This window comes from Rhizobium sp. SVR5-2C, assembly GCF_056755115.1.
The window spans coordinates 1-16,384 of record NZ_JBNDHT010000088.1; the positions used below are offsets into that span (position 1 = coordinate 1).

General features: G+C 60.2%; 15 protein-coding genes. 8 read left to right on the top strand and 7 right to left on the bottom strand.

All coding sequences use genetic code 11. The annotated features are described in order from the left end of the window. On the top strand, positions 1-232 hold a 232-nt coding region (locus tag ACPYOI_RS22705), incomplete at its 5' end, for a response regulator transcription factor (RefSeq protein ID WP_481423390.1). Here the strand turns inward: ACPYOI_RS22705 and ACPYOI_RS22710 are convergent. Then, positions 222-734 carry a hypothetical protein gene (locus tag ACPYOI_RS22710; protein WP_481418415.1) on the bottom strand — a complete coding sequence of 171 codons (513 nt, stop codon included), beginning with the start codon at positions 732-734 and terminating at the stop codon, positions 222-224. The genes ACPYOI_RS22705 and ACPYOI_RS22710 overlap by 11 nt on opposite strands. 1,087 nt (positions 735-1,821) lie before the next feature. Between ACPYOI_RS22710 and ACPYOI_RS22715 the strand changes: the two genes are divergently transcribed. Beyond that, on the top strand, positions 1,822-2,217 hold the full coding sequence (locus tag ACPYOI_RS22715; protein ID WP_168829381.1) for an Ohr family peroxiredoxin: 396 nt from the start codon (positions 1,822-1,824) through the stop codon (positions 2,215-2,217). Between the two features lie 132 nt (positions 2,218-2,349). Beyond that, positions 2,350-3,381, top strand: a complete 1,032-nt coding sequence (locus ACPYOI_RS22720; protein WP_481418416.1) for a DUF3095 family protein — start codon at positions 2,350-2,352, stop codon at positions 3,379-3,381. Between the two features lie 243 nt (positions 3,382-3,624). Here the strand turns inward: ACPYOI_RS22720 and ACPYOI_RS22725 are convergent, their stop codons facing one another. Beyond that, positions 3,625-4,125 carry a MarR family winged helix-turn-helix transcriptional regulator gene (locus ACPYOI_RS22725; protein ID WP_481418417.1) on the bottom strand — a complete coding sequence of 167 codons (501 nt, stop codon included), beginning with the start codon at positions 4,123-4,125 and terminating at the stop codon, positions 3,625-3,627. A 380-nt stretch (positions 4,126-4,505) separates the two neighbouring features. After that, positions 4,506-6,281: a cytochrome c biogenesis protein DipZ gene (locus tag ACPYOI_RS22730; protein WP_481423391.1), complete on the bottom strand. Its 1,776-nt coding sequence runs from the start codon at positions 6,279-6,281 to the stop codon at positions 4,506-4,508. 337 nt (positions 6,282-6,618) lie between these two features. Between ACPYOI_RS22730 and ACPYOI_RS22735 the strand changes: the two genes are divergently transcribed. The 3 genes from ACPYOI_RS22735 (at position 6,619) to ACPYOI_RS22745 (ending at position 9,859) form a co-directional block, all read left to right on the top strand. Further along, positions 6,619-7,671 (top strand): alpha/beta fold hydrolase, encoded by a 1,053-nt coding sequence (locus tag ACPYOI_RS22735; RefSeq protein WP_481423392.1) that lies wholly within the window; start codon positions 6,619-6,621, stop codon positions 7,669-7,671. Between the two features lie 128 nt (positions 7,672-7,799). Continuing rightward, positions 7,800-8,540 (top strand): response regulator, encoded by a 741-nt coding sequence (locus ACPYOI_RS22740; protein WP_481423393.1) that lies wholly within the window; start codon positions 7,800-7,802, stop codon positions 8,538-8,540. Then, on the top strand, positions 8,537-9,859 hold the full coding sequence (locus tag ACPYOI_RS22745) for a sensor histidine kinase (RefSeq protein ID WP_481423394.1): 1,323 nt from the start codon (positions 8,537-8,539) through the stop codon (positions 9,857-9,859). The genes ACPYOI_RS22740 and ACPYOI_RS22745 overlap by 4 nt, the downstream gene beginning before the upstream one ends. Positions 9,860-9,909: 50 nt before the next feature. Here ACPYOI_RS22745 and ACPYOI_RS22750 read toward each other — a convergent pair whose 3' ends face one another. After that, the gene (locus ACPYOI_RS22750; protein WP_481423395.1) at positions 9,910-10,812 is read right to left on the bottom strand and encodes a helix-turn-helix domain-containing protein; all 903 of its coding nucleotides are present in this window, start codon (positions 10,810-10,812) and stop codon (positions 9,910-9,912) included. A 230-nt stretch (positions 10,813-11,042) separates the two neighbouring features. After that, positions 11,043-12,038: an alpha/beta hydrolase gene (locus ACPYOI_RS22755; protein ID WP_481423396.1), complete on the bottom strand. Its 996-nt coding sequence runs from the start codon at positions 12,036-12,038 to the stop codon at positions 11,043-11,045. A gap of 228 nt (positions 12,039-12,266) precedes the next feature. Here ACPYOI_RS22755 and ACPYOI_RS22760 point away from each other — a divergent pair, with 228 nt between their 5' ends. Next, complete coding sequence (locus ACPYOI_RS22760; RefSeq protein WP_481418438.1) at positions 12,267-12,458, top strand: hypothetical protein; 192 nt, start codon at positions 12,267-12,269, stop codon at positions 12,456-12,458. 75 nt (positions 12,459-12,533) lie between these two features. Here ACPYOI_RS22760 and ACPYOI_RS22765 read toward each other — a convergent pair whose 3' ends face one another. Then, entirely contained in the window at positions 12,534-13,703 is a 1,170-nt protein-coding gene (locus ACPYOI_RS22765; protein WP_481418424.1) for an aldose epimerase family protein, read from the bottom strand. A gap of 311 nt (positions 13,704-14,014) precedes the next feature. Further along, positions 14,015-15,040 carry a LacI family DNA-binding transcriptional regulator gene (locus ACPYOI_RS22770; protein WP_481418425.1) on the bottom strand — a complete coding sequence of 342 codons (1,026 nt, stop codon included), beginning with the start codon at positions 15,038-15,040 and terminating at the stop codon, positions 14,015-14,017. A 276-nt stretch (positions 15,041-15,316) separates the two neighbouring features. Here ACPYOI_RS22770 and ACPYOI_RS22775 point away from each other — a divergent pair, with 276 nt between their 5' ends. Continuing rightward, positions 15,317-16,363: an ABC transporter substrate-binding protein gene (locus ACPYOI_RS22775; protein ID WP_481418426.1), complete on the top strand. Its 1,047-nt coding sequence runs from the start codon at positions 15,317-15,319 to the stop codon at positions 16,361-16,363. The last annotated feature ends 21 nt before the right edge of the window (positions 16,364-16,384 follow it).

Below are 16,384 nucleotides of genomic sequence, written 5' to 3' on the forward strand. Positions count from 1 at the left end.
ACCTGCAATTGAGCCCGTTCCGATTGCGACGTTGACGCGGCGCGAACTCGAGGTGCTTCAGCTTGTTGGAACAGGACTGAGCAACAAAGAGGTTGCCAGAAAACTTGATCTCCACGAGAAGACGGTCAAGCACCACATGACCCAGATCATGGCAAAGCTCGGCGTCAACAACAGGACCGAGGCTGCGATGGCGTTGCGGGACGCAACCGACCGAAAGCCGCTCAAGGGCTGAAGGATCGGAGCCGCTTCACATCCGCGGAGGTGGCCCGGCGATTAACAATCGTACGGCCCTTGGCGTCCTTCATGACGTAACGGCCACTCCGAATCTCCTCGCTCATTCCATCGGAATGATGGACCGCTAGCGAAGAACCGCCGCCGGTCGTGGTTTGTCCGCTGGACCCGTTCGGCCCGGTCGAGGAGCTGCCGCTGTTGGAGCCGCTGTTTCCATTGCCTCCGCCATTGCCATTGCCGCCACCGTGGCCGTTACCACCGCCGTTGCCGTTGCCACCGCCGTTACCGTTGCCGCCGCCGTTACCGTTACCACCGCCGTTGCCGCCCCCATTCCCGCCACCGCCACCGTTCCCGCCGCCGTTGCCACCCTTGGCGGCCAGAGCAGATTGGGGAGCCAGTTTCAACGCGCCGCCAGACATCTCAATGCGATAGGGGACGCTGGCCAGCGCCAGAGTCATCGAACCGCAAAACAAGCCCATTAAGAATTTACGGCGCGTGGTCATCTCGTTCCCCGACGAAGGGTATTGTCGCTCATGATTGTTGACATGTGCATGTTCAGGCAACGGCGCGTCTTCGTTTCAAAATCGTCGCCAGCCGCGAGGCAAAACTCACAACGGGGCACAGCCCAAAGCCTCGTCCATTTCTCGCCCAACGACATTGCTCATGAGAGGGTTCCAGGGTCAATGCACGATTGAACCAAAGTGAACGAGTCAGACTTTTCTCGCGCCGGCGCCGGACGTTTGTCAGGTGCGGATTAGGACTAAGGTCTGAGGACAAACCAAGCGGCGACGTCCAATCTCATGCCAGGACGCGCGATTCCGCTGTCCCTTGTAGTTCTGATAGCGTTGGAGGTACCGATGATTCCCAAGTGGCAGGTGTTCCTAAACCGTAGTCATGCTCCAGGCGCTGTTGCAGACTTCTCCGCGGCTGCCTTTGCGCTTGACGCAGCGGTCAATCTGCGGCTCGCCCTGAAGCTGGTCAATCCTACGAAAGAGTGCATCGCTCGGGCCGAAGAGGTTTACGAGCGAGCGCAGGCATACGGGAACCTACGAGAGGCCAGTTCGAAGCTCGTGACCGATGCAGAAAGAGACCTGGCCGGTGCCCTCAGATCGCTCTCGAATGAGATGCGGAGCTGTGATCCCTCGTGGAGGGCCAATGACGCCCTGATCGGGCTCACGCTGGCTGATCGGCATTCCAGCTCCCCCTCTTCCCTTAGGCGGTGATTGGCTGCTTGCCGGCGACGGGCAAAGGCCGCCACCACCGGACGCCGGCAAACCCGCTCGTTTAGAACAGCGGCTTAAAAAAGACCCGCTTTGCGAAGCGCCCTTCGCGCATCATCGCAAACGGGTCTGCTTCGTTTCACAATCGAACTCGTCAGCATCCCTGAACACCACTGAGGGGATTCGACCCCGATCGTTGCAGCAACCGAATTGTGAATCGGCCAGCGACCCATTCAGCTCCCCGCTTGTCAGCATGATAAAAATCGCATCCGATTTAATCGCAAAGCTATTGACATCGATATACGCGCAACGTATTTAGATCGCATCCGATTTAATCGGTAACGATAACGGCGAGCAAAAGGATTTCGCTATGACTGAGAAGCTTCTGTTCACGGGCAAGACTCACAACACCAATGGTCGCGAGGGCGCAGCGCGCAGCAGCGACGGCAAGTTGGACATCAAGCTGCCGCAGCCGCACCCCGCGGCCGAACAGCTCTTCGGCGCCGCCTGGTCGGCCTGCTACATGGGAGCGATCGAGCTCGCCGCCTCTCAGAGAAACATCAAGCTTCCCGCGGGTCTCGCGGTCGACGCCGAGATCGATCTCAACGTCGATGACGGCTCCTTTTTCCTGCGCGCACGCCTCGACGTCAGCGCGCCGGGCATTGACCCTGCGGTTGCGCGTGAACTGCTCGATGCGGCACACGGCATTTGCCCTTACTCGAAGGCGGTGCATGGCAACATCGACGTTGCCACCAACCTCATCTGAAGTCGGACCGGCCGGGCCTGCCTCCGAAACGGGCTGGCTCGGCGCCTTCGGAAAGACACATCGAAGACCCGCTCGCCACCGGCAAGGCGTCAATACGAACTTGCTGGTCAACGCCGATCTGGAGAACACTCAATGGTCCTCGCGCACCCTTCACATGCCTACAGCGAGTTTTCGCTTGTGCTCGACCCGACCGTCTACGAGCCATTGCCTGATGACTGGCTCGTCGGGGTCACGGATGTTGTCAACTCGACTTCAGCGATCAAGTCGGGACGCTATGAAGACGTGAACTACGCGGGAGCGTCTGTCATCGCCGCTCTTGGCAACGCCTTGGGTACATTCGATTTCCCATTCGTGTTTCGAGGGGATGGCGCCGCATTTGCAATTCCGCCGCACGGTCGGCTGATTGCGACTTCGGCATTGCGACAGGTCGCGGCCTTTGCGCGGACCGATCTTGGTCTCGATCTTCGAATTGGGCTGTTGTCGGTCGGCGAAATACGTGCCAGCGGACGCGACGTGAAAATCGCCCGATACGCCGCCTCGGAAAACGCGACCTACGCGATGTTTGCCGGGGGAGGGCTCAAATGGGCGGAGCACCAGATCAAGAGCGGGCGGTATCTGGTAGATCCGGGCAAGTACACGACCAAGCCGGACCTGACCGGGCTTACATGTGACTGGACCCCGTTTCCCAGCCAGCAGGGCGAGATTCTGTCTCTGCTGGTCGAGCCATACGAGCATACAAGCCCCGAAGTCTTCGCCGTCCTGGCCAGGCGTGTGCTCACCGTTCTTGATGCCGGAACAGGCCGGTCTCATCCGCTTCCAACGGATATCGCCACCCCTAAGGACAAGGGGAGACATATGGATCCGAAAACTTGGTCGGAGATAGCCTCCAATTCGGACTTCCGCAAATACGATGACGGTTTGCGTCTCACGCTCGACTGCACGCGCGAACAGATTGACGCGGTCGAAGCCATCCTTGTTGCGGCAAGGGCGCGCGGCGAGATCAACTTCGGACTGCATCGCCAGTCGCATGCGCTCATGACCTGCCTTGTGCCTTCCGGCAGACCGGATTCGCATCTGCATTTCCTGGACGGCATGGGCGGCGGTTATACCAAAGCTGCCGAGATGATGGAGGCAAGCGAGCTTCCTTTGGCGGCATCGCGCTGACGCAACAAGCAGATCCTTTGAAAGGTGATGAATCGCCCGCAGACGCCGTGCGGGATCGAGGATTCGCCCGTCTGCCCCTCCGCTTTGATTACTCGACTGCGACCTATGCAGCCATGCACTTATCCACGCGTCTTTGACGGTCAAACCGAAGCACAGCCGCCAGTGCAACGCGGCGGTTGAGGCCAGCCTTTTCGACCTGAGAGCTCGCTCAGCGGCCTTGTCTGGGGCGCGGGCTCGTCTCGCTTACGACTTCCCCGGTTCAGCGTGCGTAGCTCGCATAAGGTTGTCGCGCAGCCGCGCCACGGACTTCTGCATCACTGGAAACTCCTCTCCGAGCCCCGTGGCCTCACTCACCGCCGCGGTCGAGATGGATTCAAGCAGGTTGCGGCCGGCGGGCGTCAGGTTCAGCCGCACCTGCCGTTCGTCGGCGGGATCGCGCTGACGTCGGACGTAGCCGATCGACTCGAGCTTCTTGAGGATCGGCGTCAGCGTGTTGGATTCAAGGAACATCTTTTCGCCGAGCGCCCCGACCGTCTGGTCATCGTCCTCGGAGAGCGCCTGCAGCGCGATGTATTGGGTATATGTCAGGCCGAGCGCATCGAGGATTGGCTTGTAGACGCGGCCAAACGCGAGATTCGCAGAGTAAACCGCAAAGCACAGGAAATTCGAAAGCTTCCGCCCTTCGCCATCGGCCGCCGGGGAGGAGGGCGCGGCTATATCCTTCGCTGTTTGGGACTTGGGCATGGCATATCCTCTCAAGGGGCATTGCTATTCCATATTACATAAGTCGCATCCGATAAAATCGCAATAGTATTGGTAGGGTCAAAGCTTCTAAGGATCGGGCACCGCATACTGGTACCCGGTCCGTGTCGATTACGACAATTGCTCTCAATCAGCGGATTCGACAAGCAGCTCGATCTCGGCCGGCAAGCACAGCGGGAGGCTGGCGACGCCAAGGACGAACGGACCGACAACATCGTGGTTTCGGACGGGCATGTTATGGATACCGTTTCGAGACGACGTTCACGGTCGGGGTGACCCTTCGGTTCAGCAGAAACGGGACGTTTCAATTTCGCGCCAGTGAGCGCACGGGGAATGCTGCCATCCCCCATGATTTTCGGGCCTTATCCGAATGTGAAGGCAAAGGCTTCGACACCTGGATCCTGGAAATGTATCTCAAAGGTGCGCTCCGCAACTTTGCCGGCCTGCCGCACAAGTTGATAGAGGCGTGTCTCCTTCACTGTCCCCTTGCCATCCTTGTCGACATCCGCCCCGTGGTCGTCTCCCGGAGCCTTGCCGTCGACCGTCACCTGGAAGCGGATCGGCTTGCCGTCGGGGCCGGGGCCGAGAACGAGATGCAGGTCGCGGGCGCTGAACCGGTAGGTGATACCGCCGCCCGCCCGAGCGAGCGTCGCCTGTTCCGGGCCGACGATCCAGGTGCCGGATAAACCCCATTCGTTGAGGCTCGGTTCGGCGATCGAATAGTTGCTTGCGGCGTCGGCCTGCAGCCTTTCGGGGGAGACGAAATTCGTCGCCTGCTGGTAGCCGAGATAGGTTTCGCCAGAGCGGATGTTCTTCAGGTCCGGGCTCGCCTCGGCGCCCTTCGCGTCCGGCGTCACCGGTGCGCCCGCTGCCGTCTCGCTGCCGGCTTCCCGCAGCAGGTCCTGAATGGCTTGCTCGGTCTGCCCGTAGCTGCCCTCGCCGAAATGGTGGTAGCGGATCTGGCCCTTGGCATCGATCAGGTAGTGTGCCGGCCAGTAGCTGTTATCGAAGGCGCGCCAGATTTTGTAATCGTTGTCGATCGCGACCGGATAGCCGATCTTGAAGTCACCGACAGCCTTTTTGACGTTGGAGATCTTCTTCTCGAAGGCGAATTCCGGGGCGTGCACGCCGATCACGACGAGCCCCTGGTCCTTGTATTTTTCCGCCCAGGCGCGGACGTAAGGCGTGGTGCGAATGCAGTTGATGCAGGAATAGGTCCAGAAGTCGATGAGCACCACTTTCCCGCGGAGCTGTTCGGTCGTGAGCGGCGGCGAGTTCAGCCATTCCACCGCACCATCCAGCGAAGGCGCACGGCCTTCCACGGGAAGATCGCTGCGGAACGGCCGCTTCGCATCGGCCGCCGGGATGATCGCGCCGTTGCTGGCGACCTCGGACGGCGCGCCGCCGGCGGGCTCTGCATGGAACCTCTCCAGCAAGGCCTGTTCGAAAGATGCGGTGCTTGCATAGGAAAGCCTCGCCAGCAGGCCGGTATCAACCCCCAGTGCGATGGCGGCAACGCCTGCCAGAACAGCGGCGCCAAGCAATTGGCGAATCCGCTCGCTGACGCCGAGCGACCGCTTCATGCGGTCAAAGATTTTTCCTCCGACAAGCAGTGCGACGGCAAGCGACGTTGCCGCGCCCGCCGAGTAGGCGAGAAGGAGGAATGTCGTTTGCAGGTTGGCCCCTTGCAATGCGGCACCTGTCAGCAGGAGGCCGAGAATCGGGCCGGCGCAGGGCGCCCAGAGCAGGCCGGTCGCGATCCCGAGAGCAAGGGAACTCTTGACGGTGGGTGCGGCGCCTCTGTCGCCCGGCGCATTCAAAAGATGGTTTCCGAGACCGACGATCGGCTGTGCAAGCTTACTTGCGACCCTCGGTGAAAGGAGGCTTACTCCCAAGAGGGCAAGGAGGAGGAGCGCGGCAAGGCGGCCATATTCATTGGCGCGAATGGCCCAGCCACCGCCGACCGCAGCAAGTGTGGCGACGAGCGCAAAAGTGACGGCCATGCCCGCAAGCATGGGCAGCGTGCTCCTGGCGAACGGCTGTCCGGCACGCGCGAAGACGAAGGGGAGGACGGGGAGAATGCACGGGCTGAGAATGGTCAGCGCACCTCCGAGATAGGCTAAGATAAGAAGCGTCATCATCGTTTCCTTTGAACCCGGGTGGTCGGCGGCAATGTGCCTGGACCGGCAAGCCCGTGCATCTGGCCGGTGTGACGTATCCCGGATGTGTCCGGTTCTGCGGGGGAATGTACCGAAACGTTCAAATCGGCCGCTGTTGCTACAGAGTGATACAAAGCGCCACGGCAGAAATGCCATTCGGCTCGAGGCGATTTACGCTCTGGCGGCGCAATTGTATCAGAATGTATCCGGGCCGCCGGAAGCTACATCCTTACTTAAATGCAGTCGGCTAGTGACACATCGCGGATACACGCGGCCGGTTATCTGCCGCTTGTGAACAATGCGACAGGAGAGACCAATGTCAGAGGAAATCAACCAGCACCGCCGCCGTTTCTTCGGTGTGGCTGCCGTGGCCGTTGCGGCAATCGAACTCGGCATGACCAGAACTGCCGGCGCTCAATCCGAACAGCCTTCCACGGCACAGTTGCCGGCCATCAAAACCGGGAGCAACACATCCTTCGAAGCATTGAAGCAGGTGCACGCCGGGGTGCTTGATGTCGGATATGCCGAGGCGGGCCTGGCAAACGGCCCTGTCGTCTTGCTGCTGCATGGCTGGCCCTATGACATCCACGCTTTCCTCGATGTTGCACCGCTGCTCGCCTCGGCCGGCTATCGCGTGATCGTGCCTCATCTGCGCGGCTACGGCACCACCCGGTTCCTTTCGACCGAAACTCCCCGGAATGGCCAGCAGTCGGCCTTGGCTGCCGACATGATCGCGCTCATGGATGCACTCAAAATCGAGAAGGCCATCGTTGCCGGCTACGACTGGGGAGCGCGGACCGCCAACATCATGGCGGCGCTATGGCCCGAGCGCTGCAAGGCGATGGTCTCGGTCAGTGGCTATCTGATCGGCAGCCAGGAAGCCAACAGGAAGCCGCTTCCCCCGAAGGCGGAGCTTGCCTGGTGGTATCAGTTCTATTTTGCCACCGAACGCGGACGTCTCGGTTACGAAAGCAATCGGCGGGACTTCGCAAAACTCATCTGGCAGACGGCCTCGCCGAAGTGGAACTTCGACGACGCGACATTCGACAGATCCGCAGAGTCCTTCGACAATCCCGATCATGTCGACATCGTCATCCATAATTATCGCTGGCGCCTGGGGCTTGCCGAAGGCGAGGCTAAATTCGATGCTTATGAAAAGACGCTCGCCACAGGGCCGAAGATCTCGGTGTCGACGATCACGATGGAGGCCGATGCCAACGGAGCGCCGCATCCTGAGCCTGCCTCCTATGCCGGTAAGTTCTCCGGCAAATACGAGCATCGCACCATTGCCGGCGGGATCGGTCATAACCTTCCTCAGGAGGCCCCGCAGGCGTTCGCGCAAGCGGTTATAGATGTCGATCATTTTTAGCTAGACGATAGTCGTCCTGCGAGGCTTGTTGCTCCCGTTGCAGCAGTATGCGCCTTGAGTCGAATGTGTGAAGTCTAAAGCGAGTGGGCGGCGCGGCCGCCCATGCCGGTGAGGAAGGGGGGGGCAATATGGACCATATCGATCACGTCCTGATCGTCGACGATGATCGCGAAATCCGCGAACTGGTGTCGAGCTATCTAACGAAGAACGGCCTGCGGACGACGGTCGCCGCCGATGGGCGGCAGATGCGCAGCTTCCTGGAGGCGAATGCCGTCGATCTGATCGTGCTGGACGTGATGATGCCCGGTGACGACGGACTGGTCCTTTGCCGTGAACTTCGCGCTGGCAGGCACAAGGCGACGCCAATCCTGATGCTGACGGCCCGCAGCGATGAGATGGACCGGATCCTCGGACTGGAAATGGGTGCGGATGACTACCTTCCGAAGCCTTTTGCGGCGCGCGAGCTTCTCGCCCGAATCAAAGCGGTGCTGCGGCGTACGCGGATGCTGCCGCCCAACCTTCAGATCAGCGAGGCCGGACAATTGCTGAGCTTCGGAGACTGGCGGCTCGACACCGTCGGCCGTCATTTGCTCGACAAGGACGGGACCGCGGTTGCCCTGAGCGGCGCCGAATACCGCCTGCTGCGCGTCTTCATCGATCACCCGCAGCGCGTGCTCAACCGCGACCAGCTCCTGAATCTGACGCAGGGCCGCGACGCCGATCTCTTCGACCGGTCGATCGATCTGCTCGTAAGCCGCGTGCGTCAGCGGCTGGGGGACGATGCGCGCGAACCCACCTATATCAAGACGGTTCGCAGCGAAGGCTATGTCTTTTCAGTTCCCGTTGAAATCGTGGAGCTTCGCCAATGAGCACGGCGAAACCCTTCCTTCCGGGGCGGCTGTGGCCGAGGACATTGCGGTCCCGGCTCTTCCTCATCCTGCTGGCCGGGCTGGCAATTGCTTATGGGCTGTCCTTCAGCGTGCTCTATACCGAGCGCTATATGTCTGCGAAGGCGGTGATGCTGGGAACGCTGGAAAGCGATCTCGCGACGTCGATCGCCATCATCGACCGGCTGCCCGCCAATGAGCGGGCCGATTGGCTCGACCGGCTCAGTCGTGGCAACTACCGCCTTGTTCTCGGGCTAGGTCTCCCTGGTGTCCCGGACATGTCCGCCCGAGGCAGGGAGATTGCCGCGAAGATCGAGGAGGCAGTTGGCCCTCGTTTCCCACTGCGCATCGAGGCTATCCCCGGCGATGTGAGCAGGCTGCAGGCGCATCTGACCTTGAGCGATGGAAGCCCGTTGACGATCGACATTACGCCGAAGGGCGTCATGCCGATCGCCGAATGGCTGCCCTATGTCTTTGCCATCCAGATGGCGCTTATCATTTTCTGCACATGGTTCGCGGTACGGCTGGCGATCCGCCCTCTCGCCGATCTTGCTGCCGCCGCCGATGCGCTGGATCCGAACAAGAAGAGCTCGGCCCTGAGTGACAGGGGCCCGAGCGAAGTGGCCCACGCGGCGAGGGCCTTCAATGCCATGCGGGATCGAATTGCCCACTACCTCGAAGAGCGCGTGCAGATTCTGGCGGCCATTTCTCACGATCTCCAGACGCCGATTACCCGCATGCGCTTGCGTGCCGACATGGCGGACGATTCTCCGGAGAAGGTGAAGCTCCTGCACGACCTATCCGAGATCGAGCGCCTCGTTCAGGACGGGATCGCCTATGCGCGAAGCGCGCATGGAAATGGAGAGAAGCTCTCGCGCATTGATCTCGCATCCTTCATCGAGAGCCTTTGCTATGACTACCAGGATACGGGAAAGCCGGTCTCTGTGAGCAGTATGGTGAGTGGAACGGTCGCCACCAAGCCGCATGCGCTTCGCCGCATCCTCTCGAACTTCATCGACAATGCGCTGAAGTTCGGCGGCTCAGCGGAGATCAGCGTCGAGCGAGGAGAAGGCAGCGACATCGCCATTACGATCATGGATCGCGGCCCGGGCATTCCGGAAGATCAGCTCGAGGCTGCCATGCAGCCTTTCTTCCGGCTTGAGCAATCCCGCAATCGGGAGACCGGCGGAACCGGTCTCGGTCTCGCCATCGCGCAGCAGCTGACCGCTGCGATCGGCGGCCGGATGAGGCTTTACAACCGCGCCGGCGGCGGCCTCGCCGCAGAAATCGTCATTCGCTAGCTGACGCTAGAGCGCCTTCAAGGGTTGCTTCCCTCTCGCCGGACTTTTTACTAGCGGACGGCCTGCTTGAACTTCGCCGGCGTCAAGCCGGTCGCGCGTCGAAATGCCCGCGTAAAACTCGATTGCGACGAATATTGACAATCAAAGGCAATCTCGCTGAGTGACATCTGGTCCATCGTAAGGAGTTTCTTTGCGCGCTCCAGCCGGCATCCACTCACATAGCTATGCGGTGGCGTCCCGATACTGGCCGCAAATGCCCGCGTAAAATGGAAGACGCTGAGACATGCTATGCTCGCCAGGTCACTCACTGTGATTTCCTCGGTGAGATGCTCTTCGATATAGGCAAGAACACGCCGCAATCTGACGTTATCCAGTCCAAGTGTCGGCTGGCGTTCTAAACGACGTCCCGGAGTCTCTGAGTGCTCATGAAGGAGTCGGGCCGCCAGAAAGAGCGACGCAGTTTCGACCAGCATACGTCCGGACGTCGTCGGATTCGACATTTCGCGTAGGATTGACAAAGCAATCTCGTTGATGATGCCGTCCTGCACGCCGGAACTATAGCGGATCGACTGTCCGGGGAGCCGAGGCACGCTGAAGTCTGTCGCCAGGCGGACGAAAGCGGAGGATGGAAGATAAAGGTGAGCGACTTGTAGTTCTTCCGATGCGATGTGGATTGCGTCGGCTTTGGCGGCCATGGGATTAAGCCAGATCGTGCCGTCGGAAGGCCGAACGCGTCGCTGCTCTCCTCCGACTTTGCACGTCACCGCTCCTTCATCTGAGCCACTGACTATGACCGCTATTTCCAGATCCTCCGCTTCAGCCCCCGGTCCCTCACAACTGGAATGAGCCCGGAACTCTGCAAAGAGCGTCGACCATCCCAAATCGCCCGAAGACCTAAGCAGACGGGAGGCGGGGTATTTTCTGTAACCCTGTGAATGCAGTTCATCCAACATGTCAGCGCACCAACGAGTATGAGGCAACAGCCTGTCCGACGGTAATGACCTAGACGGTCTACAGTCGGCCATGACCAGCCACAACCTGCACCTCAGGATAGGAGAATTTGGTCCGATGCTTTGATAAAGAGCCAAATCTCGGTGCCGGTATTCGTTGGATCCGTGCGCCAGCGTTATCGTTTACCGATGTCGACGCGGGGGGCATCGCCCGCCGCGTCAGGTCGGACCGCCTAGTTGTTGACCAGCTCGAGATGCTGACGCAGACCATCATTGATCTGCTTGATCGCCGCTTCCGTGGAAGGAACGTTGCGAAGCGCGTTCAGAAGCACGAAATCATGGATCGTGCCGTTATAGCGAACCGCATCGACCTTGACTCCCGCATCCTTTAGTCTTCGGGCGTAGGCTTCGCCTTCATCACGCAACGGATCGTTCTCCGCCGTGATGACGAGCGCGGGAGGCAGGCCCTTTAGCTCTTCGTTGCTTGCGCGTAGAGGCGAAACGTAGGGATTGTTTCGAGTCTTCTCGTCCGGCGCGTAGAGATCCCATCCGTACTTCATAAATGCGCGGGCCAGGAATCGGCCTGTTCCGTACTCGTGATACGACTGGGTGTCCATGCTGGCGTCGGTTGCCGGAATGAGAAGCACCTGATACGCGATCTTGGGCCCTTTACGATCCTTGCTCATGAGAGAAAGCGCGGCGGTCATATTTCCGCCGACGGAATTGCCGGCAACGGCGATGCGATTGCCGTCAGCGCCCAATTCATTAGCGTGTTCGGCGACCCATTTCAGCGCACCATAGGACTCTTCGAGTTGCGTCGGGAATTTCGCGGCCGGCAAGGGCGTGTACTCGACGAATACGCCAACTTGTCCGGAGCCGACCACGAGATCGCGGAGCAAACGCTGATGGTTCTCGAAATTCCCGACGATCCAAACCCCGCCGTGTATGAAGAAGAGGACACCTAGCTTTCCGCTCAAGTGTTCGGGCTTCATGATGTAGAGTTTCACTTGCCGTCCGTCCTGGGAGATGACCTTTTCTGTCGTCGTAACTCCGCTCATGTCGACAGGCGTCTTGGACTGCAGGCCTGTGAGGATATCCTGCGGCTTCGGTTGGGGCAGCTCCCAGAATGCGCTGCTGTCCTTGTTGATCTCAGCCAGGAACGACCGGATCTCGGGATCGATTCGTGGATCGGTGTTGGCCTCGGCAGCTATTGCGATCGTTTGGGTCATGAGAGTTGCTCCTATCAATGCGCTTGCGAATGTGCGGATGCGGCCCATGGGAATGCTCCGTGTATTGGGGGGCGTCAGTTTGCGTGACCGTTTTTAGGGGCTCGGCGAGAAGCCCTCTCTGCCGTTCCTGCTGTTGTTTTGACTGATCTTGCGCTTTGCAGGGAGCGATCTTCACCCGCGACATGCCGGTATTGCCGCGGCCACGCGGAGTGCAGGCTGTGGCGGCTGATGCTCAGGCTGCCCGCGATGCGTGACCGGCTGCAAATGCTTGCGGCCCGGTCACGGCGTCTCGATGATCTTTTCGAAGCCTCCTGTCTCGGTCTCGCCATCGCGGAGCAGCTGACCGCTGCGATCGGCGGCCGGATGAGGCTTTACAATCGTCTTGGCGGCGGCCTCGCAGCAGAAATTGTCATCCGCTAAGCGCCACGTTGCTCGGCGCATACCAACATATGGCATGGCTGGACTCCGCAGCCGGGGATGCACGCGTCTCTAGCTCTAGGACGCATCGGTCGAGAACTTGTGTATCGTCGTCGACTTTAGCGTTTCGCCCGGCTTCAGCACCGTCGTCGGAAAGGACGGCTTGTTCGGCGAATCCGGGAAGTGCTGCGTCTCGAGGCAGAAGCCGTCAGTCTGGCGGTATTGTTGACCGGCCGCGCCGACGAGCGTCGAGTCGAGGAAGTTGCCGCTGTAGAACTGGATGCCGGGCTCCGTGGTTGATATCTCCATGATCCGGCCAGAGCGCGGATCGTAGGCGCGCGCCGCGAGCGAGAGGCCACTTCCCGACCGGTTCAGGACGAAGTTGTGATCGTATCCGCGGCCAAAGATCATTTGTTCGTCGTTCGCGCGGATGCGTGCGCCGATCGGCATCCCCTGACGGAAGTCGAACGGCGTGCCGCTCACCGAGGCGAGCTGTCCGGTCGGGATCAGGGTCGCATCGACCGGCGTGTAGCGATCGGCGTTGATCGTGAGGATATGATCGCCGATCCCGCCCACGCCGTCGCCGGCGAGGTTGAAGTAGGAGTGACTGGTGAGATTAACCACCGTTGGTTTGTCAGTCGTCGCCTCGTAATCGATGCGCAGCTCGTTGTCGTCGGTGAGAGTATAGGTGACCCCGACCGTAAGCGCACCGGGATAGCCTTCCTCGCCATCCTTGCTCGTGTAGCTGAGCCGCGCCGCAGCGCCGCTCCCGCCGGTCAGTGGCTCGACGGCCCAGACAACCTTGTCGAAGCCTTTCTTGCCGCCATGCAGGCTGTTTGGTCCGTTATTTGCGGCGAGCTGGTACTGCGTGCCGTCCAGTGAGAACTTCGCGCTGCCGATGCGATTGCCGTAGCGTCCGATCAAGGCGCCGAAATAAGGATTCTTGGACTCGTAGTCGGCGAGTTCCTTGAAGCCGAGCACGATGTTGCCGAGGTTGCCCCAGCGGTCGGGTACGTTGATCGCCGTGATGATGCCGCCATAGGCGATGAATTTGACAGACGCGCCCTTGTCGTTGGTGAGCGTGTAGAGATCGACGGCTTTGCCGTCCTGCGTCTTTCCGAATGGGGTTTTGTCCACGGAGCCGGCGGCGGCGACCGCTGCCGTCAGTAGCACGCCCATGCCAAGCACAGCCGCGCCGAGCACTGACCTACCCCAAATATGCGATATGTTGTGATCGACCCACGTCATGGTTTCCTCCCCTCATAGACATCCTCGCGGCCGGCCTCGGGCGAGCCGCCTGGAAGATCAACTTTAAACCCATCTTAATATTAGCGTAAGCGAATATATGTTATACGGGCGACCGCAGCGCCGCACAGCGCACGCTTTAGTCGAACCCGGCTTCAAGGAGGTTGGTGTGGCTCGCGAACGGTCGATCTCCGCCAAGACGTTGCAGCGCCTGCCGATCGTTTTGCGACCGCCCATGATACGGCGAATAGCTACGAGGAACATTGTCGCGCTTGCGGGGCGGGCGGCTACTGGCGTAAAATCGGCTGCTCTATCTATATGTTCTGCGCGTCTGGAATGAGGGGAGGGACCTGGATAAACACGGGTTTGTTCGATCCGGATTCGATGATCTCAAAGACCTTTTTCAACATTCCCGGTACGTCCTGCCGCACCATCTCGATCCCGTTTCCGAGCAAAGTCACGAAGGGGTCCCAGTCGAAGCAGCCGAGGACGAGGTTGCGGTCGTCGAGGTGGCCGGAGCGGCGAATCCACCGCATGACTCCTTCCAGCGAGATCGTCGAATTGACGAACATGCCTTTAGCCGGCGCATTGCCGCGAAGAGCGAGATCGTCGAGCGCCTTTTCGGCTTTTTCCGGTGCATAGCCGCAGGCAAGAATATTCTCCTCCTGAACGGCGACGCCCAGTTCCGCATGGGCCTCGCGGAACCCTCGTATGCGCTCGGATGTGTTGTGATCGCTGCCTCGCCCGCCAATGAAGAGGAGTGACTCCTTCCTTCCCAGCCTGCGCTCGCAATTGAGCAGAATGCGCCGGGTCAGTTCCCGGGCTCCCGCGAAGTTATCCGATATGACCGACGGGGCAAGCGCGCCGGGGAGGTCGAGATTCAGGCTGCGGACGCCTGCCGCCGCACACATCTCGGTGATCCGGTCGGGATCAGTCGCGCCGGTCGCGATAAGGCATTCGACCTGATAGGAAAGCAAAGTGCGCGCCGCCTCAACCTCGAGTTCGGGATCGCGGCGCGTGCAGGTGATGATCGGAAAAAGGCCGCGCGCACGTGCCATGTCTTCGAAGAGTTCGACGATGGAGCCGAAGTAGCGGTTGTCGTATTTCGGAACGATCATCCCGATGATGTGGGACTTCTCGCGCCTGAGCAGGCTCGCCTGCATGTTCAGAGCGTAACCCTGTTCCTCCGCGATCCGCATGATCTTTTCGGCAAGCTGACTGCTGATCCTGCGCTTCTTCCAATTGCCGTTGAGCACGGCGCTGACGGCGCTCGCGGATGTGCCGGCAAGCTCTGCCAGATCGTAGATTGTCGTTCTCTTCGTCTGCCTTACTTGAGTCAAATCGTCCTTCTCCGTTTCGGCGGTAACTTGACACCAATCGAGAGAAGTGGCAATTCTTGCTTCATCGATTGAGCAAGGCTGCTTTATCGATGAAGCAAGTTGGCTTTGCGCCGACGCAGGGAGGCAGTTTCAAGAAGGACGCGGAGAGGATGTCCTTTTGCAGGAGGCGCACTGATCGTCGTTTTTTCGGCGGCGAAAGGGGCGAGAAACGGAACTGACAGTGGTGACTTCCGGCAATGGCAATGCCTGTATTTTGATCACACAAAGGAGGAGAAAATGAATTATCGTAATTTACTTATGGCTTCGGCGACCATCGTCATGGGGTTTGCCGGCGTAGCCTCGGCTCAAGAGGCCGCTACGGTCGCTTTCCTGATGCCGGACCAGGCATCCACACGCTATGAGCAGCACGACTTCCCCGGCTTCAAGGCTGAGATGGAAAAGCTTTGCCCGAAGTGCACGGTGGTCTATCAGAATGCCAATGCCGACGCCTCGCTGCAGCAGCAGCAATTCAATTCGGTGATCGCTCAGGGTGCCAAGGTGATCGTTCTCGATCCGGTGGATTCCGCCGCTGCGGCCGGTCTGGTCGAGATCGCGCAGTCGCAGGACGTCAAGGTCATTGCCTATGACCGTCCGATCCCGGACAAGCCGGCAGACTATTACGTTTCCTTCGACAACGAAGGTATCGGCTATGCGATCGCGAAATCTCTGGTCGAGCACCTCAAGGCTGCCGGCGCTCCAGACGGCGCGGGCATCCTTGAAATCAACGGTTCGCCGACCGACGCGGCCGCGGGCCTGATCCGCGACGGCATCCATCGCGGCCTCAAGGAATCCGCCTACAAGACGCTCGCGGAATACGACACGCCGGAATGGGCGCCGCCGAAGGCGCAGGAGTGGGCCGCCGGCCAGATCACCCGCTTCGGCAAGGATATCAAGGGTGTGGTCGCCGCCAACGACGGTACGGCCGGCGGCGCGATTGCCGCATTCAAGGCAGCCGGTGTGAATCCGGTTCCGCCGGTAACGGGCAACGATGCAACGATCGCGGCGCTTCAGCTCGTCATCTCCGGCGACCAGTACAACACGATTTCGAAGCCCTCCGAGATCGTCGCCGCTGCCGCCGCCAACGTGGCGGTGCAGATGATCAAGGGCGAACAGCCTAAGGCCAAGACCACGCTCTACAACACGCCGTCGGAACTGTTCATCCCCGCCGTCGTTACGGCTGAGAACATCAAGGCCGAAATCTTCGACAAGAAGATCCAGACGCCCGAGCAGATTTGCACCGGCGAATACGCCGACGGCTGCAAGAAGCTCGGCATCACCAACTAAACTCGCCCATTGTGCTCCGGC

What these genes read in the sequence shown, in the direction of transcription:
- ACPYOI_RS22710 (WP_481418415.1), bottom strand. Translation starts at nt 734, where the DNA reads ATGACCACGCGCCGTAAATTCTTAATGGGCTTGTTTTGCGGTTCGATG.
- ACPYOI_RS22715 (WP_168829381.1), top strand. Translation starts at nt 1,822, where the DNA reads ATGACTGAGAAGCTTCTGTTCACGGGCAAGACTCACAACACCAATGGT.
- ACPYOI_RS22720 (WP_481418416.1), top strand. Translation starts at nt 2,350, where the DNA reads ATGGTCCTCGCGCACCCTTCACATGCCTACAGCGAGTTTTCGCTTGTG.
- ACPYOI_RS22725 (WP_481418417.1), bottom strand. Translation starts at nt 4,125, where the DNA reads ATGCCCAAGTCCCAAACAGCGAAGGATATAGCCGCGCCCTCCTCCCCG.
- ACPYOI_RS22730 (WP_481423391.1), bottom strand. Translation starts at nt 6,281, where the DNA reads ATGACGCTTCTTATCTTAGCCTATCTCGGAGGTGCGCTGACCATTCTC.
- ACPYOI_RS22735 (WP_481423392.1), top strand. Translation starts at nt 6,619, where the DNA reads ATGTCAGAGGAAATCAACCAGCACCGCCGCCGTTTCTTCGGTGTGGCT.
- ACPYOI_RS22740 (WP_481423393.1), top strand. Translation starts at nt 7,800, where the DNA reads ATGGACCATATCGATCACGTCCTGATCGTCGACGATGATCGCGAAATC.
- ACPYOI_RS22745 (WP_481423394.1), top strand. Translation starts at nt 8,537, where the DNA reads ATGAGCACGGCGAAACCCTTCCTTCCGGGGCGGCTGTGGCCGAGGACA.
- ACPYOI_RS22750 (WP_481423395.1), bottom strand. Translation starts at nt 10,812, where the DNA reads ATGTTGGATGAACTGCATTCACAGGGTTACAGAAAATACCCCGCCTCC.
- ACPYOI_RS22755 (WP_481423396.1), bottom strand. Translation starts at nt 12,038, where the DNA reads ATGACCCAAACGATCGCAATAGCTGCCGAGGCCAACACCGATCCACGA.
- ACPYOI_RS22760 (WP_481418438.1), top strand. Translation starts at nt 12,267, where the DNA reads ATGCTCAGGCTGCCCGCGATGCGTGACCGGCTGCAAATGCTTGCGGCC.
- ACPYOI_RS22765 (WP_481418424.1), bottom strand. Translation starts at nt 13,703, where the DNA reads ATGACGTGGGTCGATCACAACATATCGCATATTTGGGGTAGGTCAGTG.
- ACPYOI_RS22775 (WP_481418426.1), top strand. Translation starts at nt 15,317, where the DNA reads ATGAATTATCGTAATTTACTTATGGCTTCGGCGACCATCGTCATGGGG.